General features: G+C 72.2%; 17 protein-coding genes. 9 read left to right on the top strand and 8 right to left on the bottom strand.

Translation table 11 applies throughout. The features are described 5' to 3' along the window. Nucleotides 1-44 precede the first annotated feature (44 nt). Nucleotides 45-1,478, bottom strand: coding sequence for a dipeptidase (locus ACQ393_RS09200; RefSeq protein WP_430646525.1), 1,434 nt, complete (start codon nt 1,476-1,478; stop codon nt 45-47). Between the two features lie 42 nt (nt 1,479-1,520). Between ACQ393_RS09200 and ACQ393_RS09205 the strand changes: the two genes are divergently transcribed. After that, on the top strand, nt 1,521-2,102 hold the full coding sequence (locus ACQ393_RS09205; RefSeq protein WP_430646526.1) for a DUF3043 domain-containing protein: 582 nt from the start codon (nt 1,521-1,523) through the stop codon (nt 2,100-2,102). A 67-nt stretch (nt 2,103-2,169) separates the two neighbouring features. Here the strand turns inward: ACQ393_RS09205 and ACQ393_RS09210 are convergent, their stop codons facing one another. Next, complete coding sequence (locus ACQ393_RS09210; protein ID WP_430646527.1) at nt 2,170-3,315, bottom strand: alkaline phosphatase family protein; 1,146 nt, start codon at nt 3,313-3,315, stop codon at nt 2,170-2,172. Between the two features lie 79 nt (nt 3,316-3,394). Here ACQ393_RS09210 and ACQ393_RS09215 point away from each other — a divergent pair, with 79 nt between their 5' ends. Beyond that, nucleotides 3,395-5,863, top strand: a complete 2,469-nt coding sequence (locus tag ACQ393_RS09215; protein WP_430646528.1) for a DNA gyrase/topoisomerase IV subunit A — start codon at nt 3,395-3,397, stop codon at nt 5,861-5,863. A gap of 124 nt (nt 5,864-5,987) precedes the next feature. Here the strand turns inward: ACQ393_RS09215 and ACQ393_RS09220 are convergent, their stop codons facing one another. Further along, entirely contained in the window at nt 5,988-8,066 is a 2,079-nt protein-coding gene (locus ACQ393_RS09220) for a DNA gyrase/topoisomerase IV subunit B (protein ID WP_430646529.1), read from the bottom strand. Between the two features lie 146 nt (nt 8,067-8,212). On the opposite strand from ACQ393_RS09220, the gene ACQ393_RS09225 reads away from it, so the two are divergent. Then, nucleotides 8,213-8,446, top strand: a complete 234-nt coding sequence (locus tag ACQ393_RS09225; RefSeq protein WP_430646530.1) for a DUF7455 domain-containing protein — start codon at nt 8,213-8,215, stop codon at nt 8,444-8,446. A gap of 81 nt (nt 8,447-8,527) precedes the next feature. Here the strand turns inward: ACQ393_RS09225 and ACQ393_RS09230 are convergent, their stop codons facing one another. From ACQ393_RS09230 to ACQ393_RS09245, 4 genes are all read right to left on the bottom strand, one after another. Next, nucleotides 8,528-9,271 (bottom strand): type 1 glutamine amidotransferase, encoded by a 744-nt coding sequence (locus ACQ393_RS09230; RefSeq protein ID WP_430646531.1) that lies wholly within the window; start codon nt 9,269-9,271, stop codon nt 8,528-8,530. Next, complete coding sequence (locus ACQ393_RS09235) at nt 9,268-10,524, bottom strand: Mur ligase family protein (protein WP_430646532.1); 1,257 nt, start codon at nt 10,522-10,524, stop codon at nt 9,268-9,270. Before ACQ393_RS09235 ends, ACQ393_RS09230 begins: the two co-directional genes overlap by 4 nt. A 7-nt stretch (nt 10,525-10,531) precedes the next feature. Continuing rightward, entirely contained in the window at nt 10,532-11,899 is a 1,368-nt protein-coding gene (locus ACQ393_RS09240) for an RNA polymerase sigma factor (protein ID WP_430646533.1), read from the bottom strand. A 284-nt stretch (nt 11,900-12,183) separates the two neighbouring features. Further along, complete coding sequence (locus ACQ393_RS09245; RefSeq protein ID WP_430646534.1) at nt 12,184-13,101, bottom strand: proteasome assembly chaperone family protein; 918 nt, start codon at nt 13,099-13,101, stop codon at nt 12,184-12,186. 117 nt (nt 13,102-13,218) lie between these two features. Between ACQ393_RS09245 and ACQ393_RS09250 the strand changes: the two genes are divergently transcribed. The 3 genes from ACQ393_RS09250 to sucB all read left to right on the top strand — a co-directional run bounded on the left by ACQ393_RS09250 (nt 13,219) and on the right by sucB (nt 17,784). Continuing rightward, nucleotides 13,219-14,688 carry a leucyl aminopeptidase gene (locus ACQ393_RS09250; protein ID WP_430646535.1) on the top strand — a complete coding sequence of 490 codons (1,470 nt, stop codon included), beginning with the start codon at nt 13,219-13,221 and terminating at the stop codon, nt 14,686-14,688. Nucleotides 14,689-14,780: 92 nt separating this feature from the next. Further along, nucleotides 14,781-16,154, top strand: coding sequence for a dihydrolipoyl dehydrogenase (gene lpdA, locus ACQ393_RS09255; protein ID WP_430646536.1), 1,374 nt, complete (start codon nt 14,781-14,783; stop codon nt 16,152-16,154). 67 nt (nt 16,155-16,221) lie between these two features. Further along, nucleotides 16,222-17,784, top strand: coding sequence for a 2-oxoglutarate dehydrogenase, E2 component, dihydrolipoamide succinyltransferase (gene sucB / locus ACQ393_RS09260; protein WP_430646537.1), 1,563 nt, complete (start codon nt 16,222-16,224; stop codon nt 17,782-17,784). Here the strand turns inward: sucB and ACQ393_RS09265 are convergent. Beyond that, entirely contained in the window at nt 17,781-19,412 is a 1,632-nt protein-coding gene (locus ACQ393_RS09265) for a hypothetical protein (RefSeq protein WP_430646538.1), read from the bottom strand. The two genes, sucB and ACQ393_RS09265, sit on opposite strands and share 4 nt — an antisense overlap. Nucleotides 19,413-19,524: 112 nt before the next feature. Between ACQ393_RS09265 and lipB the strand changes: the two genes are divergently transcribed. From lipB to ACQ393_RS09280, 3 genes are all read left to right on the top strand, one after another. Beyond that, the gene (lipB, locus tag ACQ393_RS09270; protein ID WP_430646539.1) at nt 19,525-20,166 is read left to right on the top strand and encodes a lipoyl(octanoyl) transferase LipB; all 642 of its coding nucleotides are present in this window, start codon (nt 19,525-19,527) and stop codon (nt 20,164-20,166) included. Continuing rightward, nucleotides 20,163-21,152, top strand: coding sequence for a lipoyl synthase (gene lipA / locus ACQ393_RS09275; protein ID WP_430646540.1), 990 nt, complete (start codon nt 20,163-20,165; stop codon nt 21,150-21,152). The genes lipB and lipA overlap by 4 nt, the downstream gene beginning before the upstream one ends. A gap of 89 nt (nt 21,153-21,241) precedes the next feature. Continuing rightward, a complete protein-coding gene (locus tag ACQ393_RS09280) occupies nt 21,242-21,964 on the top strand; it encodes a DUF4191 domain-containing protein (RefSeq protein WP_430646541.1) in 723 nt (240 codons plus the stop codon). Nucleotides 21,965-22,030: the final 66 nt, after the last annotated feature.

Genomic DNA, 22,030 nt, shown 5'->3' on the forward strand with positions numbered 1-22,030 from the left:
TCCGCCCGGAGGCGGCATCCGTCGCGCGACCGGGCGCGCCGGCGTCACTCGCCCGCGCGCGCCTCGAGACGCGCGAGCAGCAGCGCCTCGGTGAGCACCGCACGGCGGAAGACGCCGAGGTGGAGCGATTCGTTGGGACTGTGCGCGCGCGAGTCCGGGTCCTCGACGCCCGTCACGAGGATCTGCGCGTCCGGGAACTCCTCGACGAGTTCGGCGATGAACGGGATGGAACCGCCCACGCCGATGTCGACGGGCTCGGCCTGCCACGCGTCGGCCATCGCTGCCTTGGCCTCGGCGACCGCCCACCCGTCCGTGTCCACGAGGAACGGCTGCCCGGTGTCGATGTCGTCGATGTCGACGCGGGCGCCGAACGGCGCGTTCGCGGCCAGGTGGGCGCGCAGCGCCTCGAGGGCGTCGGCGGCGTCCTGTCCTGGGGCGATGCGCGCGCTGACGCGCACCGCGACGCTCGGGCTGAGCGTGTTCGACGCGTTGGCGACGGTGGGCGCGTCGATGCCCGTGACGGTGATCGACGGCTGGGCCCAGATGCGCGAGAGGATGCTGCCGCGCCCGATGGGCGTCACGCCGTCGAGGAGGCCGGCCTCGGCCCGCAGCTGCGCCTCGTCGTACTCGGGCGTCTCGAGGTCGGCCGACGCGAGTCCGTCGACGGCGACGGCCCCGTCGGCGTCGTGGAGGGTGGCGAGCAGCCGGATGGCGGCGAGCATCGCGTCGGGGACGGCCCCGCCGAACATGCCCGAGTGCGAGGCGTGCGCGAGGGTCGAGACCGTGAGGCGGAAGGTCACGTTGCCGCGGAGCGCGACGGTGAGCGCCGGCGTGTCGACGTTCCAGTTGTTCGAGTCCGCGACGACGATCGCGTCGGCCTCCAGCAGGTCGCGGTTCTCCCTGAGGAAGGCGGAGAACGACCGGGACCCGAACTCCTCCTCGCCCTCGATGAACAGCGCGATGCCGAGGTCGAGGTCGCTGCCGAGCACGTCGACCAGCGCCCGGACGGCGCCGACGTGGGCCATGACGCCGGCCTTGTCGTCGGCGGCGCCGCGTCCGTACAGGCGGTCGCCGCGCAGGGTCGGCTCAAAGGGCGCGGAGTCCCAGTCCTCGTCGCGCCCTGGCGGCTGCACGTCGTGGTGGGCGTAGAGGAGCACCGTGGGCCGTCCGTTCCGCGCCGAACGTCGCGCGACGACGGCCGGCTGGCCGAGCTCGTCGCCCTCGCCGATCGGCGCCCGGCGGATGTCGACGACGTCGAACACCCCGAGCCCGCGCACGAGTTCGGCGACCGCCTCGGCGCTCCGCGCGACGTGCTCGGGATCGAAGGCCGCCCACGACACCGACGGGATCCGCACGAGGTCGGTCAGGTCGGCGACGGTCGAGGGGAAGCCCGCCTCCACGGCGTCGCGGAGGCGCTGCACGATCGATGCGGCGTCGGCGCCGTTTCCTGCGGAGGGGTCGGTTCGGGTCTGGCTCATGCGGCTAATCTTAAGAGGAACCGATTCGACGAGGACTCCCCCGTGGCCAAGCACCCCAAGACCGAGACGCCCGCTCCCGCACCCGACGACGCCGCACCCGCGACGCCGAAGGTCGGCAAGGGCGCACCCACCCCGACCCGTGCCGAGCGCGAGGCCGCGAACCGGCGCCCGCTGGTGCCGAACGACCGCAAGGAGGCCGCGCGCCAGGCGCGCGCGAAGGCGGCCGAGGCGCGCGAGCGCGCGCGGATCGGCATGGCGGCCGGCGACGAGAAGTACCTGCCGGCACGCGATCGCGGGCCGCAGAAGAAGTTCGTGCGCGACTACGTCGACGCGCGCTTCAGCATCGGCGAGATCCTCATCCCGGTCATGTTCGCGGTGATCGTGCTGACGTTCATCCCGAGCTACGAGGTGCAGACCATCGGCATCTTCGCGCTCTGGGGCTTCTTCCTCATCTCCGTGGTCGACGTCATCATCCTCGGCTTCACCCTGCAGCGGAAGCTCGCCGCGAAGTTCGGCGCGACCAAGGTCGAGCGCTTCCGCTGGTACGCCGCGATGCGCGCCCTGCAGCTGCGCCCGCTCCGCCTGCCGAAGCCGCAGGTCAAGCGGGGCCAGTACCCGGCCTGACGAACGACACGACGGATGCCGCGGCCTCGCGCCGCGGCATCCGTCGTCTCCGGCCGGACCTGCCGCGTCAGCCGCGCCGGTACGCCCCAAGCCGGATGAGCGGGATCCGCGTCTCCTCGTCGGTGAGCGATCCGTGCTGACCGACCATGTCCTCGCCGCGCCGGTCGGCCTCCCGGCGGTCGTAGTACGCCACGCCCGACCGGGCGGCGATGAGGATATCGGCGATGCGGTCGACGTTCCGCGCCTCGACGTCGCCGTAGAGCCCTGCGGCGATCGCCTCGTCGCGCGAGAGGACCCACGCGCGCTCGCCCTCGGCGTCGCGCCACCGGTCGAGCACGTCCGCCCGCGCCGGCTCGTCGAGTCCGGGCTCGAGCACGAGGCCGAGGCACCGCGGCTCGCCGGCGACATGGCGGACGCCGGCGACGAGGCCGGGCACCGCGTCGATGAAGACGTGCCGGTGCGGCGGCACGTCGAGCACGCCGTGATCGGCGGTCACCAGCAGTCCCGTGCCCCGAGGCATCCGTCGTTCGAAGTCGACGATCTCGGCGTCGAGCGACTCGAGCGCGGCGAGCCACCGGTCGGACTCCCAGCCCCGCGCATGGGCGATCTGGTCGAGTTCCGACACGTACACGTACACGAGGGCCGGGCCCTCCTGCAGCACGTCGAGCGCCGCGGCGAACCGGTCGTGGATCTTCGCACCCGCACGGTACTCGGCGCCGCGCAGCACCGCACGGGTGAACCCGGAGGTGGCGTAGCGCGTGCCGCCGACGGCGACCGCCCGCAGCCCCCGCTCGACGGCACGGTCGAACACGGTGTCGTGCGGCTGCCAAGCCTCCGGGACCATCCGGTCGTCCCACCCGCTCAGCTGGTTCACCACGCGGTCGTTCGCGCGGTCGGGGACCCGGTAGCCCATGAGCCCGTGCGCCCCCGGCATGAGCCCGGTGGCGAAGCTCGCGATCGCGGCGGCCGTCGTCGAGGGGAACACCGTTCGGATCACGTCGCGCCGGCCCATCGCGGCGGAGAGGAACCGCGCGTGACCCGAGCGGGAGCGCAGGTTCCCGGCACCGAGTCCGTCGACGAGCACCACGACGGCCGAGTCCACGGCCGGCAGGTCGAAGGGGCCCGCTCCCCCGCCGATCGAGGCGAGCGCGGCGGGCAGCACGCCGGTGAGCCGCGGGGCTCCGTCGGCGGGCACCGGTAGCATTGCTGGCATCGCGCCCAGTCTGGCACAGGCCGGGCGCGGCCCCGTTCCCCGCGCGTGCTCCCCGGCGCGCCCTGCGTAGAGACGACGAATGACCCCAGCCACGAGCGATTCCCCCTCATCACCGATCGCCGAGCGCATCGACGAGATCGACGTCGCGGAGGAGATGCAGGGGTCCTTCCTCGAGTACGCGTACTCCGTCATCTACTCGCGCGCCCTGCCCGACGCGCGCGACGGCCTCAAGCCCGTGCAGCGCCGCATCCTCTACATGATGAGCGACATGGGGCTGCGACCCGACCGCGGCCACGTGAAGTCGGCGCGCGTCGTCGGCGAGGTCATGGGCAAGCTGCACCCGCACGGGGACAGTGCGATCTACGACGCCCTCGTCCGCCTCGCGCAGGCGTTCACGCTGCGGGTGCCGCTCGTCGACGGCCACGGCAACTTCGGCTCGCTCGACGACGGGCCGGCCGCCGCGCGGTACACCGAGGCGAGGATGGCGCCCGCCGCCGTGTCGATGACGGAGGACCTCGACGAGGACGTCGTCGACTTCGTGCCCAACTACGACAACTCGCACCAGCAGCCCGAGGTGCTGCCCGCCGCGATCCCGAACCTCCTGGTGAACGGTGCGAGCGGTATCGCGGTCGGCATGGCGACGAACATGGCGCCGCACAACCTCGTCGAGGTCGTCGCCGCCGCCCGCCACCTGCTCCTGCACCCCGAGGCGACGCTCGACGAGCTCATGGAGTTCGTGCCGGGCCCCGACTTCCCCTCCGGCGGCACGATCGTCGGCCTCTCGGGCGTCCGCGACGCCTATGCGACCGGGCGCGGCTCCTTCAAGACCCGCGCGAAGGTGTCGGTGGAGCAGCTCACGCCGCGCAAGGCCGGCCTCGTCGTCACCGAGCTGCCCTACCTCGTGGGGCCCGAGAAGGTCATCGAGAAGATCAAGGACGGCGTCACCGCCAAGAAGATCACGGGCATCGCGGATGTCGCCGACCTCACCGACCGCACGAAGGGCCTCCGACTCGTCATCGGCGTGAAGACCGGCTTCAACCCGCAGGCCGTCCTCGAGCAGCTGTACCGGATGACTCCGCTCGAGGACTCCTTCAACATCAACAACGTCGCACTCGTCGACGGCCAGCCGCAGACGCTCGGGCTCCGAGAGCTGCTCGACGTCTACCTCGCCCACCGGATCCGCGTGATCACGCGGCGCTCGGAGTACCGGCTGGCACGGCGTCGCGAGCGGCTCCACCTCGTCGAGGGCCTGCTCATCGCCATCCTCGACATCGACGAGGTCATCCAGGTCATCCGCTCGAGCGACGACGCCGAGGCGGCCCGCACGCGCCTGGAGGAGGTCTTCGACCTCAGCCGCCTGCAGGCCGAGTACATCCTCGAGCTCCGCCTCCGACGGCTCACCAAGTTCTCCCGCATCGAGCTCGAGGCCGAGCGCGACCAGTTGCTCGCCGAGATCGCCGCGCTCGAGGAGCTTCTCGCGAGCGACGCGCGCATCCGTGCCCAGGTCGCCGAGGAACTCGACCGCGCGGCCGATCTGTTCGGCACCCCCCGGCGCACGATGCTCACCGAGGCGCGCGTGCAGCCGAAGACCCGCAAGGCGGTCGACCCCGCCACCCTCGAGCACGCGGATGTGCCGTGCCGCGTGATCCTCGGCGCGACGGGCCGGATCGCCCGCGTCGACGCCCCGGAGGGCGAGGCCGTCGTCGCGATCACTCCCCCGAGCCGTCGCTCCAAGCACGACGCGGTGCGGTCGGAGGTCGTCACCACGAGCCGCACCGAGATCGGCGCCGTCACGTCGAAGGGCCGGCTGGTCCGCTTCTCCCCGATGGACCTGCCCGCGCTGCCCCCGAACTCGGTGCAGCTCGGCGCCGGGGTGCGCGTCGCGGACTACCTGGCGCTCCCCGACCGCAGCGAGCAGGTGCTCGCGGTGGTGTCACTCGATTCCCAGCAACCGATCGTGCTCGGCACCGAGCAGGGCGTGGTCAAGCGCGTCGCCCCCGGGAACTACCCGAACCGGCCCGACTTCGAGGTGATCGCGCTGAAGCCCGGCGATCGGGTCGTGGGCGTCGCGCAGGGCGGCGACGACGACGAGCTCGTCTTCGTCACGAGCGACGCGCAACTCCTCCACTTCCCCGCGTCCACCGTGCGCCCGCAGGGCTGCCCGGCGGGCGGCATGGCCGGCGTGAAGCTCGACGCCGGTGCCCGCGTCATCTCGTTCACGGTGCTCCGGCGGGCCGACGTCGAGTCGGCCGTCGTCGTGACGGTCGCGGCGACCGGCGACACGCTCCTCGGCGCCGACCCGGGAGCAGCGAAGGTGTCCGACTTCGCGGAGTTCCCCGGCAAGGGGCGCGCCACCGGCGGCGTCCGCGCGCACCGCTTCCTCAAGGGCCAGGACGGCCTCTCGGTCGCGTGGGTCGGACCCGGACCGGCGCACGCGCTCGGCACCGACGGTGCCGTCCGGCCGCTGCCGGAGGGCGGCGCGAAGCGCGACGGCTCCGGCCAGACGCTGGACGCCGTGGTCGCCGTCATCGGCCGCGCCATCCGCTGAACCTCGCTTCGCCGCGATGCGCGGCGGCGTCACGACGGAGGCCCCGTCCACCCTCGGTGGGCGGGGCCTCCGTCGGCGGTCGCGTCCCTCGCCGCGCGTCGTCAGGTCGCCCCGGCCGGCGCGCTCAGGCGTCGATGCGGTCGCGCGTGAGCGCGGCGGCGCTGTCGACGATGAACTCCTTTCGCGGCGCGACCTCGTTGCCCATGAGCAGCTCGAACACCCGGCCGGCGTTCTCGGCGTCGGCCACGCCCACGCGGCGCAGCGTGCGGTGACGGCGGTCCATCGTGGTCGAGGCGAGCTGGTCGGCGTCCATCTCGCCGAGGCCCTTGTAGCGCTGGATCGGGTCCTGGTACCGCTTGCCCTGCTTCCGGAGGGTCGCGAGCACGCCTGCGAGCTCCTTCTCGGAGTAGGTGTAGATCACGTCGTTCGGCTTCGAGCCCGGGTTCATGACGACCACGCGATGCAGCGGCGGCACCGCGGCGAAGACGCGGCCGTCCTCGATCATCGGTCGCATGTATCGGAAGAAGAGCGTGAGCAGCAGGGTGCGGATGTGGGCGCCGTCGACGTCGGCGTCGCTCATGATGATGACCTTGCCGTAGCGCGCGGCCGACAGGTCGAAGCTGCGCCCGGAGCCGGCGCCGATCACCTGGATGATCGACGCGCACTCGGCGTTGCCGAGCATGTCGGCGATCGATGCCTTCTGCACGTTGAGGATCTTGCCTCGGATGGGCAGGAGGGCCTGGTGCTCGCTGTCGCGGGCGAGCTTGGCCGTGCCCAGGGCCGAGTCGCCCTCGACGATGAACAGCTCGCTCTGCGCGACATCCGTCGACCGGCAGTCGACCAGCTTCGCCGGCAGGGACGAGGTCTCGAGCGCGTTCTTGCGCCGCTGGGTCTCCTTGTGGGTGCGCGCCGAGATGCGCGCCTTCATCTCGGAGACGACCTTCTCGAGCAGCATGGACGTCTGCGCCTTGTCGTCGCGCTTGGTGGACGCGAACCGCTCGCCGAGCGCCTTCTGCACGACGGAGGCCACGATCGAGCGCACCGCGGGCGTGCCGAGCACCTCCTTGGTCTGGCCCTCGAACTGCGGCTCCGGCAGGCGGACCGTGAGCACCGCCGTGAGCCCGGCGAGCACGTCGTCCTTGTCGAGCTTGTCGTTGCCGACCTTCAGGCGGCGGGCGTTCTGCTCGACCTGCTGGCGGACGAACTTCAGGAGCCCCTGCTCGAAGCCGGACTGATGGGTGCCGCCCTTCGGCGTCGCGATGATGTTCACGAAGCTCCGCACGACCGTGTCGTAGCCGGTGCCCCAGCGGAGCGCGATGTCGACGTGGCAGTGCCGCTCGACGTCGGTGGGGATCATGGCCCCGTGGTCGTTCAGCACGGGCACCGTCTCGGTGAAGCGCCCGTCGCCCGTCAGCCGCCAGACGTCGGTCACCGGCCCGTCGACGGAAAGGTGCTCGGCGAACTCCGAGATCCCGCCCTCGAAGTGGAACCGGTGCGTCTCCGGCTCTTCGCCGCGCTCGTCGGAGACCGTGATCGCGAGCCCCGGCACGAGGAAGGCGGTCTGCCTGGCGCGGTTCAGCAGGTCCTCCAGCTGGAAGGTCGCACCGCGCGTGAAGATCTGCGGGTCGGCCCAGTAGCGAACCCGGGTGCCGGTCACGGCCTTCGCGACACGCCCGACCTTGCGCAGCTCGCTGGACTGCTCGAAGGGCCGGAAGGCGGCACTCGGCGACCGCGAGCCGTCGTCGTCGAAGATGCCGGGCTCGCCGCGGTGGAAGGACATCGCCCAGGTCGCGCCGCCGCGGTCGACCTCGACGTCGAGGCGCTCCGACAGCGCGTTCACGACCGAGGCGCCGACGCCGTGCAGGCCGCCCGAGGCCGAGTACGATCCCGACCCGAACTTGCCGCCCGCGTGCAGTTTCGTGAACACCACCTCGACGCCGGTGAGTCCCGTCTTCGGTTCGACGTCGACGGGGATGCCCCGCGCACGGTCGCGGACCTCGACGCTGTGGTCGGCGTGCAGCACCACGTCGATCTCGGTGCCGTGACCCGCGAGGGCCTCGTCGACGGAGTTGTCGATGATCTCCCAGAGGCAGTGCATGAGGCCGCGGGAATCGGTCGAACCGATGTACATGCCCGGTCGCTTGCGGACCGCCTCGAGGCCCTCGAGGACGGAGAGGTGGCGGGCGGAATAGTCGGAGCTCACGTCGCACAAGCCTACTGAGGGCCACCCCCATGACCGGCTCAGGCGCTTCGCGTAGAGCGAAATGCGGGGTCGCACGGAAGGTTCGCAGGCGGAGTCGTGTTTTCATTGAGTGACGGAAACGGCTCGTGATCTACGGAGGAGGCGCCATGAACCAGACCACCGACACCGGTGCGGTCGACGAACTCGACACCCCGCACGAGCTCACGGCCCTCGATCGCTGCGACGCCTGCGGAGCGCAGGCCTACATCCGCGTGGTCGTCGCGAGCGGCGAACTCCTCTTCTGCGCCCACCACGGCCGCAAGCACCAGGAGAAGCTCTCGCAGATCGCCCACAGCTGGCACGACGAGTCGAGCCGGCTGCTCACCGACACGCGCAACTGACGCGGTCCCACAGACGCCACGAACGCCCCCGGAGGAATCCGGGGGCGTTCGTCGTCTGCAGGGGCGTCCGGCCCGGCGACGTCAGGCGCTGTCGGATGCCGCGACACCCGCTGCGCGCAGCTGCCGCGCCCGCGCGCCCTCCGCGTACCGGTCGACCTCGGCCGTCCGCTCCCCCGGCGTGTACTCGAGCCCGGCGCGCTCGCACGCGCGCGCCAGCATGGCATCGGCGAGTCGCGGGTTCTTCGCGAGCACGGGCCCGTGCAGATGGGTGCCGATGACGTCGCCCATGCGGACGCCCTCCTGCCCGGATCCGCGACCGTTGCCGGACCCGACCTGGACGCGCCCGACCAGGGACGCCTCGGCGCCGACGTAGTCGCGGGCGTGGTTCTCGAAGCCCACCAGGAGCCCCAGCCCGCCGCCGGCCTTCACGACGAGGTCGCCCGCCACGCGCGCATCGCGCGGCACCGCACGGCCGGCCACGATGCCGAGGCCCTCGACGCTCGCGCCGTCCGCGAGCTCGATGCCCCAGCTGAGCAGCTCCCAGCCCGTGCCGACCGCCAGGATCGGGACGCCCTCGGTGCCCCAGCGACGCAGCTCGTCGTGGAGACCCAGCAGCATCCGCCTGCTCCGCTCGAGCGACGCGTCGCTGCCCGAGCCGAGCACGACCGCGTCGACGCGGTCCGGCAGGTCGGACGCGGACTCGACCGCGACGACGCGCGCGTCGAGGCCCGCCCAGCGTGCGCGCGCGGCGAGGACCGCCGCGTTCTCGGCGTCGCCGTTGGTGTTCTGCAGCGACGGCAGCAGGGAGACGATCGTGAGGGTCATTCCGCTCCCGTGAGTCCGAGGTGCGCGCGAGTCCGGCGCATCGAATCGGCCGAGAAGACGATGGTCTTCACGCCGTTCTCCGGCGCCGGCGCGGCGAGGAAGTCGTCGAGCGCGCGTCCGAGGTCGTGCTCGACGCGGTCGATCCGGACGCCGTCGTAGGCGAGCATGAGCGCCGCCTCGTCGGCCTTGGAACCGCTCACGATCGAGACCCGGCCGAGCGACGAGGCATCCGTCGGCCAGAAGTACGACGGGTCGCGCACGTCGGATCCGATGGCGAAGAGGACCTGCTCGGTCCCGGGCGCGATGCTGTCGACGTTGAGCTGGTAGCTCGCGGGATTCTGCACGAGGACGAAGTCGACCTCCTGCCCGCGGACCGTGACCCGCTCACCGCGGCCGAACACCGCGGGGATTGCGCTCAGCGACTGCGCCGCGACGTCGGCCTCGAAGCGCTCCCCGAGCACCGTCTTCGCGGTGGCATACGCTGCCGCCGCGTCGACGGCGTAGTGGGTTCCGCGTGCGGGCAGGCCGATCGCGACCTCGCGGCCGGCGTCGGAGAGGACGGCGGAGGCGCCGTCGACGGACGCCACGACGACGCCGCCCGCCGGGTCGAGGCGGTGCCGGCTCGTCTCCGTGTGGCCGAGCCCGCGCGGCGCCGCCGCGAGCACCTCGGCGGACACGCCGAAGCGCCGCACCGAAACGCCGTCGGCGACGTCCGACGCGATGCGCTCGAGGAACGCGTCGTCGGCGTTCACCACGACCGCCCCGTGTGCGCTCGCCGCGATCTTCGCCAGCATCCCGGCGACCATCTCGGAGTCGTGGAACCGGTCGATCTGGTCGACCATCACGTTCGTGAGGGTCACCACGCGGGCATCGACGCCCTCCATCACGAGCGCGCCATGGCCCTCGTCCATCTCGAGCACGGCGACGTCGCCGGGCACTCGGCCCCGCCAGTCGGCCTGCTCGAGCAGCGCCGACGTCAGCCCCTGGCTGATGTTCGCGGTCGACGGGTTCGTGAACACCCGCTCGCCGTGGGCGCGCAGGATCGCCACGAGCATCTTCGTCGTCGTCGACTTGCCGCTCGAGCCGGAGACGACGACGAGCCCCTGCGGGAACCCGGACAGCGTCGTGCGGAGGTAGCCTGGCGCGATCGTGTTGACGACGAGGCCGGGCACCGCGGAACCGCCGCCCGGCTTGCGCAGCCGAGCGGCGATCCTGGTCAGCCGGCCGACGAGGATCGCCGGCGCGTACTTCACGGGCGGCCTACTCGAGGTAGTCGCGCAGCGACTGCGACCGCGACGGGTGGCGCAGCTTCGCCATCGTCTTCGACTCGATCTGGCGGATGCGCTCACGCGTGACGCCGAACGTGTCGCCGATCTGGTCGAGCGTCTTCGGCATGCCGTCGCCGAGGCCGAACCGCATGCGGATCACGCCCGCCTCGCGCTCGCTCAGCGAGTCGAGCAGCGACTCCAGCTGCTTCTGCAGCATCGTGAAGCCCACTGCGTCGGCCGGCACGACCGCCTCGGTGTCCTCGATCAGGTCGCCGAATTCGCTGTCGCCGTCCTCGCCGAGCGGGGTGTGCAGCGAGATCGGCTCGCGGCCGTACTTCTGCACCTCGATGACCTTCTCCGGGGTCATGTCGAGTTCCTTCGACAGCTCCTCGGGCGTGGGCTCGCGGCCCAGGTCCTGCAGCATCTGGCGCTGCACCCGGGCGAGCTTGTTGATGACCTCGACCATGTGCACGGGGATGCGGATGGTGCGGGCCTGGTCGGCCATCGCGCGGGTGATCGCCTGCCGGATCCACCACGTCGCGTACGTCGAGAACTTGAAGCCCTTCGTGTAGTCGAACTTCTCGACCGCACGGATGAGCCCGAGGTTGCCCTCCTGGATCAGGTCGAGGAACTGCATGCCGCGACCCGTGTAGCGCTTGGCGAGCGAGACCACGAGGCGCAGGTTCGCACCGAGCAGGTGGCTCTTGGCGCGCTGGCCGTCGCGGGCGACCCACTGCAGCTCGCGACCGAGCTGCGAGCGCTTCTCGGCGTCGGACATGTGCGAGAGCTTCTCCTCGGCGAAGAGGCCCGCCTCGATGCGCATCGCGAGCTCGACCTCTTCGGCCGCGTTGAGGAGCGCGACCTTTCCGATCTGCTTCAGGTAGTCCTTGACCGGGTCGGCCGTCGCACCGGTGATGGTCGTGGAGTAGACGGGGATCTCGTCCTCGTCGTCGGACGCCCGGAGGACGATCGCACCGGTCGGGTGCGGTTCGACGGGAGCGGGCTTGGCCTCCTCGTCGTCGCCGGCATCCTCAGTCGTCGCCTCGTCGGCGGCCGTCTCCTCGACCGCGACCTCCTCGATCCCGGCGTCGTCGTCGAGCTCGTCGTCGGCCGACTTCTTCGCGCCGGCCTTGGCCGACTTCGCCTTGCCGCCCTTCGCGGTGGACGTGCGCGGCGTCTTGGAGGCGGTCGTGCTGCGCTTGCCTCCGGTCGCGCCGTCGGCCTTCGCGCTCGCGGCGGCCTTCGTGGTCGCGGCCTTCGCCGCCGTCGACGTGGCCGTCGACTTCGACGTGGCGCGCTTGGTCGCGCCGGCGGCGCGGGGCGCCTCGTCGGTCGCTGCCGTGCTGGTCTTGGCTGCCATGTGTACTGAACCTCTTCCTCACCGTCGCACCGCACGGCCCCTGGGCGGGCCTGCGGAGATGCCTGACTGCGTCGCGACCCGGTGATTTCGGACACGATGAGGACCCATGTCAAGTCCGCAGCAGCGGCGACGGGAGTCGCACGGCGGACCAGAACGGGTCCTTCCCCCTATTATACAGGCCGCAGCACGTCGACCGCCCGCGGCAACGCGGGTTCGGGATGCGATCCGACCTGTACGTGGTGCAACGTCCCCGGTGATGCCGGAATTCCCGGCAGCGGGTGGAATCAGCGCTCGTCGGCGTCGCGATTCCGGCGCCGCGCGAGGAACTTCTCGAGCTCGGCGCCGATCTCGTCGGCCGAGGGCAGTTCGCCGTCCTCGTCGGTGAGCGGCGAACGCAGCGTCGTGCCCGCCATGTAGTCGTCGTGCCGTTCCTCGAGCGTGTGCACGAGCTTGGCGAGCTCGCCGTTCTCCGCGACCTGTTCGTCGATGCGCGCCGTGAACTCCCGGCCCTGCTCGCGGAGCGCGTCGGTCGGGAAGATCCGACCCGTCGAGGCGCTCACCGACTCGAGGGCGGCGACCGCCGCCGACGGGAACTCCGCGTCGGAGAGGTAGTGCGGCACCAGCAGCACGAATCCCGTCGTGGGGTGACCCTGCGCCTGCAGCCGGTACTCGACGAGGTGCAGCGCATTCGCCGGAACCTGGGTGGTCGGGCGCCAGATCGACATGGCCTCGATGAGGTCCTCGCGGTTGCCGCTCACCGTCACCCCGATCGGCCGCGTGTGCGGCACCGGCATCGGGATCGAGTTGATCCAGGTGGTGGAGCCCACCTCGAACCGCTCGATCAGGCCCAGGACCGCCGCGCCGAACCGCTCCCACTGGAAGTCCGGCTCGAACCCGGTGAGGAGCAGGAACGGCTGCCCGATCTCGTCGCGTGCGAGGTCGAGCGAGAGCCGGGGCGGGCGGTAGTCGGTGAGGTGGTCGCCCTCGAACAGGATGACCGGGCGACGCGCCCGGTAGTCGAGCAGCTCGTCGGCGTCGAAGGTCGCGACGACCTCGGTGTCGAGCGTGGACCGCAGGTACTCGGTGGTCTGCGCCACCGCCGACCCCGCGTCGGCGAACCCGGTCAGGCCGGCGACGAGCGGGAGTCCGCGCGGGACCTCGACGTCGGCATCGAGCTCGTACAGGGAGCGGGGGTCGCGCATACCTCAAGGGTACCGAGCGGCGTGCGCGGCCCCGCCGTCCCGGCGGCTCGGCGGGCATGCCCAGAGCGAACAGGGCCGATGCGGACCCAGGGCGAGCGAAGACCTACGATCGAACGCATGTCCGTTCCCACGATCGAACTCGCGACCTCACCCGCAGCCACGACCGACGCCGATGCCGTCGTCGTGCCCGTCCGGCGCACGGGCGACGGGCCCGCGCCGATCGTCGACGACGGGTTCGAGTGGCTCGGCGCCGCCCTCGAGCGCCTCGGTGCGAAGGGCGGACTCGACGAGGTGACGAAGCTGACGGCGCCCGATCGCGACGTCCTCGTCGTCGCGACCGGCGTCGGCGAGACGACGGATGCCGCGTCCCTGCGCCACGCGGGCGGCGCCGCGCTCCGCGCCCTGGCGTCCGCCTCGGCGGTCGCCCTCGCGGCCGGCGGCCTCGACGCAGGGCTCGCCTCGGCGTTCGTCGAGGGCGCCGCGCTCGGCGCGTACACCTTCACCGAGTACCGCGAGGGCCCGACCGGGGCCGAGCGGATCGTCCTGCACGCCGCCGAGGACGAGACGACGATCGGCCTCGACCGCGTGCGCGCCGTCGTGTCCGCCGTCGCCCGCACAAAGGACCTCGTCAACACCGCGCCGAACGACCTGCCTCCTGCCGCGCTGGCCGAGATCGCCGTGCAGGCCGCCGAGGCCGTCGGCGTCGACGTCCGCGTCTACGACGAGGCGGCGCTCGCCGAGGGCGGGTTCAACGGCATCCTGGCCGTCGGAGGGGGCTCGTCGCGCCCGCCGCGACTCGTCCGCCTGGACTACGCGCCCGCCGAGGCATCCGCTCACCTCGCCCTGGTCGGGAAGGGCATCACCTTCGATTCCGGCGGGCTCTCCCTGAAGCCCGGCGCCTCGATGGTCGGCATGAAGTCCGACATGGCCGGCGCCGCCGCCGTGCTCTCCGCGATCGTCGCGCTCGCGGAGCTGCAGGTGCCGGTGCGGGCGACCGGATGGCTCTGCCTCGCCGAGAACATGCCGTCGGGCACCGCCGCCCGACCGAACGACGTCATCCGGATGAAGGGCGGCACGACCGTCGAGGTGCTGAACACCGACGCGGAAGGTCGCCTCGTCATGGCCGACGCGCTCGCCGCCGCGAGCGAGGAGCAGCCCGACGCGATCGTCGACGTCGCGACGCTCACCGGCGCGCAGGTGGTGGCGCTCGGCAATCGCATCACCGGCCTCATGGGCGAGGCGGACCTCGTCGAGCGCGTCCGTGACGCCGCGGATGCCGCGGGCGAACCGACCTGGCCCATGCCGCTGCCCGAGGATCTGCTCCCACTGCTGAAGTCCGACGTCGCCGACCTCGCGAACACCAAGCTCGGGACCGTCGTGCCCGGGATGCTCCTCGCCGGCGTGTTCCTTCAGCAGTTCGTCGGCCGCCGCGAGGGCGACGACGCGCCGCGCATCCCGTGGGCGCACCTCGACATCGCGGGGCCGTCGTACAACACCGCGGCGCCCTGGGGATTCACCGGCGCGGGCGGCACGGGCGCCGCGGTCCGGACCCTCATCGCGCTGGGCGAGCGGGCCTCCGCCAGGTAGTACAGTCGTGTGGGGCGATCCTCGCCCGGACGTTCCCCGGCCACGAAACCGGGTGACTCGCGCCGCAGATCCGATGCGCAAGGGAGATCCGTTTGTCCGAGCAGAACTTTGACCTCGTCATCCTCGGAGGCGGCAGCGGAGGGTACGCAGCGGCGCTGCGCGCCGTCCAGCTCGGCCTCAGCGTGGCACTCGTCGAGAAGGACAAGCTCGGCGGGACGTGCCTGCACCGGGGCTGCATTCCGACGAAGGCGCTGCTGCACGCGGCCGAGGTCGCGGACAGCTCGAAGGAGTCGGCGAAGTTCGGCGTGCGCTCGACGTTCGAGGGCATCGACGTCGCCGCGGTGACGCGCTACCGCGAGGGCATCGTCGCGAGCAAGTTCAAGGGCCTGCAGGGACTCGTCAAGGCCCGCGGCATCACGGTCGTCGAGGGCGAGGGCCGCCTCGACGGTGCGAACGCCGTGGTCGTCGGCGACCAGCGCCTCGTCGGAAGGAACGTGGTGCTCGCCACCGGTTCGTACTCGCGCACGCTGCCCGGGCTCGAGCTCGGCGGCCGCGTCATCACGAGCGAGCAGGCGCTCGAGCTCGACTTCGTCCCCAAGAAGGTCGCGATCCTCGGGGGCGGCGTCATCGGCGTCGAGTTCGCGAGCGTGTGGCGTTCCTTCGGCTCCGACGTCACGATCATCGAGGCGCTCCCCCACCTCGTCCCGAACGAGGAGGAGTCGATCTCCAAGCAGCTCGAGCGCGCCTTCCGCAAGCGGGGCATCGACTACAAGCTCGGGGTGCGCTTCCAGGGCGTCACCCAGCACGACGACGGCGTGGTCGTCACGCTCGAGAACGGCGAGACCGTCGAGGCCGAGCTCCTCCTGGTCGCCGTCGGCCGCGGCCCGGTCACGCAGAACCTCGGCTACGAGGAGGCGGGCGTGACGATCGACCGCGGCTTCGTGATCACGAACGAGCACCTCGAGACCAGCGTCCCCGGCGTGTACGCCGTCGGCGACATCGTCCCCGGCCTCCAGCTCGCGCACCGCGGCTTCCAGCAGGGCATCTTCGTCGCCGAGGAGATCGCGGGCCTGAACCCGATCATCGTCGAGGACGTGAACATCCCCAAGGTGACCTACTGCGAGCCCGAGGTCGCCTCGATCGGCTACACCGAGGCCCGCGCCGCCGAGAAGTACGGCGCCGACCAGGTCTCCTCGTACGAATACAACCTCGCGGGCAACGGCAAGAGCCACATCCTCGAGACGAGCGGCTCGATCAAGGTCGTCCGCGTCAACGACGGCCCCGTGGTCGGCGTGCACATGATCGGCGCCCGCGTCGGCGAGCTGATCGGCGAGGCGCAGCTCGCGGTGAACTGGGAGGCCTACCCCGAGGACATCGCACCGCTGATCCACGCGCACCCGACGCAGAACGAGGCACTCGGCGAGGCGTTCCTGAAGCTCGCGGGCAAGCCGCTCCACGCGCTCTGACCCCGTCGCGCCGAAATACGACTGCAATAAGCTAGAACGCGTCACACGCTGTGAAGGAGACAAGCGAATGAGCGAATCCGTCAGCCTCCCGGCACTCGGCGAGAGTGTCACCGAGGGCACGGTCACCCGCTGGCTGAAGAACGTGGGAGACCGGGTCGAGGTCGACGAGCCGCTGCTCGAGGTGTCGACCGACAAGGTCGACACCGAGATCCCGTCGCCCGTCGCGGGCGTCATCGAGGCGATCCTCGTCCAGGAGGACGAGACCGTCGAAGTCGGCACCGCGCTCGTCACGATCGGCGACGGCTCGGGCGCCGAGGCGCCCGCCGCCGAGGCGCCGCAGGCCGAGGCGGCACCCGCACCCGCGCAGGAGGCTCCCGCACCCGCGCAGGAGGCTCCCGCACCCGCGCAGGAGGCTCCCGCACCCGCGCAGGAGGCTCCCGCACCCGCGCAGGAGGCTCCCGCACCCGCGCAGGAGGCTCCCGCACCCGCGCAGGAGGCTCCCGCACCCGCGCAGGAGGCTGCCCCGGCCCCGCAGGCCGCACCGGCACCGCAGGCCGCGCCCGCGCCCGCGCAGGAGGCTCCCGCCGCTCCGGCGCAGCAGCCGGCTCCGGCCGCCCCCGAGGCTCCCGCTGCTCCCACCCAGGAGGCTCCCGCCGCTCCGGCGCAGCAGCCGGCTCCCGCCGCACAGGCGGCTCCCGCCGCTCCGAGCGGCGGCTCGCACGCCGGTCCGTCGGGGTACGTGACCCCGATCGTCCGCAAGCTCGCGAACGAGCAGGGCGTCGACCTCGCGTCGGTCACCGGTACCGGCGTAGGCGGCCGCATCCGCAAGCAGGACGTGATGTCGGCCGGCGCTCCTGCGGCCTCGGGCGAGGCGCCGGCCGCCAAGCCCGAGCGGCAGCCGCTGGAGACGTCGCCCCTGCGCGGGACGACGCAGCCGATGACGCGCCTTCGCAAGGTCGTCGCCGAGCGCGCGGTGGTCTCGATGCAGTCGACCGCCCAGCTCACCTCGGTCGTCGAGGTCGACGTCACGCGCGTCGCCCGGCTTCGCGACCGCGTCAAGGGGACCTTCCAGGAGAAGACCGGGACGAAGCTCTCGTTCCTGCCGTTCTTCGCGCTCGCCGCCGTCGAGGCGCTGCGTGCCTACCCGATCATCAACTCCACGGTCGACGGCGACGCCATCGTCTACCCGGAGCGCGAGAACCTGAGCATCGCCGTCGACACCGAGCGCGGCCTGCTCACCCCGGTGGTCCGCGACGCCGGCGAGCTCGACATCGCGGGCCTCGCCGGGCAGATCGCCGACCTCGCCGAGCGCACGCGCAACAACCAGCTCAAGCCCGACGAGCTCGCCGGCGGCACGTTCACGCTGACCAACACGGGCTCGCGCGGCGCGCTGTTCGACACTCCGGTGGTGTTCCTGCCGCAGACCGCGATCCTCGGCACCGGCGTGGTCGTCAAGCGCCCGGTCGTGATCTCCGAGGACGGCTCCGACGCGATCGCGATCCGCTCGATGGTGTACCTCGCCCTGTCGTACGACCACCGCATCATCGACGGTGCCGACGCCGCGCGCTTCCTCACCGCGGTCAAGGCCCGCCTCGAGGAGGGCGACTTCGAGGGCGACCTCGGCATCTAGTCGAACCACTCACGCAGACGCCAACCGGCCTCGCTCCGCATCATGAGGAGCGAGGCCGGTTCGCGTCCGCCCGCGTCCGGGACCTTCATGACGACCGCGTCGCCGAGGTCGGCGGCGAGCGAGATCGACGTGAGGTCGGGCTGCGAGGCGCTTCCGACGGTCTCCGACGCCATCGCGGAGAGGTCGCGCGCCTCCAGCGGCGATCCCGGCTGCGCGTACGCCGCCACGCAAGCGAGGTCCCGGCTCGCCAGGCACCCCGCCCGGATCTCGAGGAGGGCCGCGGCCGCTTGGACCGGGTCTGTCGGGTTCGATCCGGCTCCGCCGCCGACCTGCTCGGGTTCTCCTTGGAGCCCGCTCCCGTCCGGCTGATCCTGCGCCGGCGCCGGCGACGGTCGATCGATGGGGTCGCCCGGCGGGTCGAGGTGCTCCACCGACCCCATGGCCTCGGCCGCGGGGTCGCCCGCGCGTGCGGGCGGCACGGCGGTCAACAGGAGGACGAGGGCGCCCGCCCCGATGAGCCCGCCCGTCGCCAGCACCGCGCGCCGCCCCGCGACCCACCGGCGCACCCGACGACGCACGGCCGCCGCGGGGACGCCGTCGAGCACTCCCGAGACCCCGTCGACGAGTCCCGGCAACTGGGCGAGTTCCCCGAGCCGACGTGCGGCGGACCTCGTCGACGCGGCGTGCGGCTCTTCCGCGCCGGTCGTGCCCGCCGTCGGCGCCCTTCCGCCGCCCACGGCGGGGCGGAGGGACGGCCCGGCGACGGCCGGTTCGGGCATCGCGATCGACACTCGGGACGGCACCGGTCCGACGAGTCGCGGCGATCGCGCACGGGCGACGAGCGGAGCCGGATCGGCGGCGGCGAACAGGGCGCGCTCGATCGCCGCGTGGTCCGGTGTGAACGGGCGCTGGAGCAGCATCCGACGAGCGAGGTCGGTCACCCCCGCGAACCGCGACGGTGCGGTGGACGCCGCGGCGAGCTCCTCGAGGAGGGCGATCAGCGCGCCGTGTGCGGTCCTCGCCCGCTCGACGCGCTCGGCCGCCGGCACCGACGCATCCGTCCGCCGCAGGGCGCCCAGGCCGATCAACCGGGGCCGGCCGGTGTCGTCGACGAGGACATCGGACGGTGCGAGCCGGGAGTGCACCAGCCCTCGGCGGGCGAGCTCGCGGACCGCCACCACGAGCGGGGCGAGCGCGGTCACCACCTGGCCGGGGCCGAGCGCCCCCTCGACGAGGAGCGACGCGAGCGACCCGCCGCCGATGCGCTCGACGACGACGCAGGCGCGGCCGTCCGGCAGCGTGGCGACGTCGACCAGCCCCGGCAGCGTGCCGGTCGTGTCGTGCTCCATGGCGTCGATCTCGACGGCGATCGGATCATCGTCGGCGGCCGGGTCATAGGTGCGCAGGACGACCAGCTCGGGCTCGGGGTCCGGCAGGTCCGGCGACGGATTCGGCTCCCGTCGTGCGACCGCCAGGTGCACGTCCGCGCGGTCGCCGGCGGCGAGGCGCCGAAGGAGCCGGTATCCGCCGAGGATCGCCTCCGTGGTGGGGACGGACTCCGGCCGCGACGGTTCGGCCTCGTCGGGCGCGGTGACAGCGGGACGGCGGCGTCGGAGTGGGAAGGCCATGCCCGCGACGCTCCCCGATCCCCCCGGTGCAGCATGTCGATCGCCCGCCCCGGTGGACGGCAGCGGCCTGCGGCGTGCGGTGGAGGACGGGACCGCGCCTAGACTTGACGCCATGCTCGACTACGTCGACGCGGGGCTAAGCGCCAACTCCGTGCCGTACAACGAGGGCCTCTCCCTCCAGCGCGCCGTCCATCAGGCGGTGGTCTCCGGTCAGCGGCCGGACACCGTCATCCTCCTCGAACACGAGCCGGTCTACACCGCGGGCAAGCGGACCGCTCCCGACGAACGTCCCACCGACGGCACGCCCGTCGTCGACGTCGATCGGGGCGGGAAGATCACCTGGCACGGTCCGGGCCAGCTCGTGGGCTACCCCATCCTCCGGCTCGCCGAACCGATCGACGTCGTCGGCTACGTCCGCCGGCTCGAGGGCGTCCTCATCGACGTCCTCACCGAATACGGCATCGACGGCCGCCGCGTCGACGGTCGGTCGGGCGTCTGGATCGTCCGCGACGGCGTCGAGGAGAAGATCGCCGCGATCGGCATCCGCGTGGCCGAGGGCGTCACGATGCACGGGTTCGCGCTGAACTGCTCGAACCCGCTCGAACCGTACGGGAAGATCGTGGCCTGCGGCATCCGCGACGCCGGCGTCACCACGATGTCCCGCGAGCTCGGGCGCACCGTCACTCCCGCCGACGTCGCCGGAGCGGTGCGCGCCCGGCTCGACGCCGAGTTCGCCACGGCGGTGGCCGCATGAGCGCCGATCCGGGCGGGCGGCGGATGCTGCGGCTCGAGGTCAGGAACGCCGAGACCCCGATCGAGCGCAAGCCCGAATGGATCAAGACCCGTGCGAAGATGGGACCGGAGTACCGCCAGCTGCACGAGCTCGTCAAGGGCGAGGACCTGCACACGGTATGCCAGGAGGCGGGCTGCCCCAACATCTACGAGTGCTGGGAGGACCGCGAGGCGACCTTCCTCATCGGCGGTTCGCAGTGCACCCGGCGGTGCGACTTCTGCCAGATCGACACCGGCAAGCCCGCGGACTACGACGTCGACGAGCCGCGTCGCGTCGCCGAGTCCGTGGTCCGGATGCAGCTGCGCTACTCGACCGTCACGGGCGTCGCGCGCGACGACCTTCCCGACGAGGGCGCATGGCTGTACGCCGAGACCATCCGGCAGATCCACGCGCAGTCCCCCGGGACCGGCGTGGAGATCCTCGTGCCCGACTTCTCGGGGAACCCGGAGCTGCTCGGCGAGGTCTTCTCCGCGCGGCCCGAGGTCTTCGCGCACAACGTCGAGACGGTCCCGCGCATCTTCAAGCGCATCCGGCCGGCGTTCCGCTACGAGCGGTCCCTCGACGTCATCACGCAGGGCCGGGACGCGGGCCTCATCACGAAGTCGAACCTGATCCTCGGCATGGGCGAGGATCGTGCAGAGATCACCCAGGCACTCCACGACCTGCACGACGCCGGCACCGACATCATCACCATCACGCAGTACCTCCGGCCGAGTCCGCGGCACCTCCCCGTCGCGCGGTGGGTGCGACCGGAGGAGTTCGTGGAGATGAAGGCCGAGGCCGAGGAGATCGGCTTCCTCGGGGTGCTCGCCGGCCCCCTCGTCCGCTCGTCGTACCGCGCCGGACGGCTCTGGGCGCAGTCGATGCGCGCGAAGGGTCGCGACGTCCCACCGGAACTCGCGCACCTCGCCGACGCCACGCTCGGGTTCGCCCAGGCCGTCGGCTGAACGGCGACGGAACGGCAGTCGGCCGGGGGCCGTTCGGACCGCTTCGCCGGCGGTCCGAACGGCCCGCTCGCCGCCGGTATCCTTGACCCATGGCACGCACCAAGGACGCCGGGTCCGCTCCCAAGCCCCCGAAGGAGCCCGGCCGCATGAAGCAGATGTGGCAGGTCTTCCAGATGACCCGCCGCTACGACTCGAGCGCCCAGTGGCTCATGCTCCTCGGTTTCCTGGCGCCCATCGCGGTGGGTCTCGGGCTCGCGCTCTGGCTGAGCGGCGGCAACGGCTTCACGATCGCGCTGTGGATCATCGCGGGCGTGCTCGCGGGACTCCTCATCGCCCTCATCATCCTCGGCCGTCGCGCCGAACGCGCCGCGTACTCGCAGATCGACGGCCAGCCGGGCGCCGTCGGCGCCGTGCTCCGCAGCGGCCTGCGCGGCAACTGGGTCGGCAACGAGATGCCCGTCGCCGTGAACGGCAAGACACAGGACGCCGTCTACCGCGCGGTCGGTCGCGGCGGCGTGGTGCTGATCAGCGAGGGTCCGCGTTCACGCACCCAGCGCATGCTCGACGACGAGAAGCGCAAGGTCGCCCGCGTGCTCCCGAACGTCCCCGTGACGACGCTCTCGGTCGGCCACGAGGAGGGCTCAATCGAGCTGCATCGCCTCGCCGCGACGCTTCGGAAGACGAAGCGGACGCTGACCAAGCCCGAGGTGCTCGCCGTGACGAACCGACTCAACTCGCTCCAGGCGCCGCTTCCCATCCCGAAGGGCGTCGACCCCATGCGGGTCCGCCCGCAGCGCGGTCGCATGCGCTGACCCGCGACGCGTCCCTGCGGCATCCGTTCACGAGAGCGGATGCCGCAGCAGTCTCGGGACCCGCTC

Origin of the sequence: Agromyces sp. GXS1127, from assembly GCF_050565425.1 — a bacterium.
Classification (GTDB): domain Bacteria; phylum Actinomycetota; class Actinomycetes; order Actinomycetales; family Microbacteriaceae; genus Agromyces.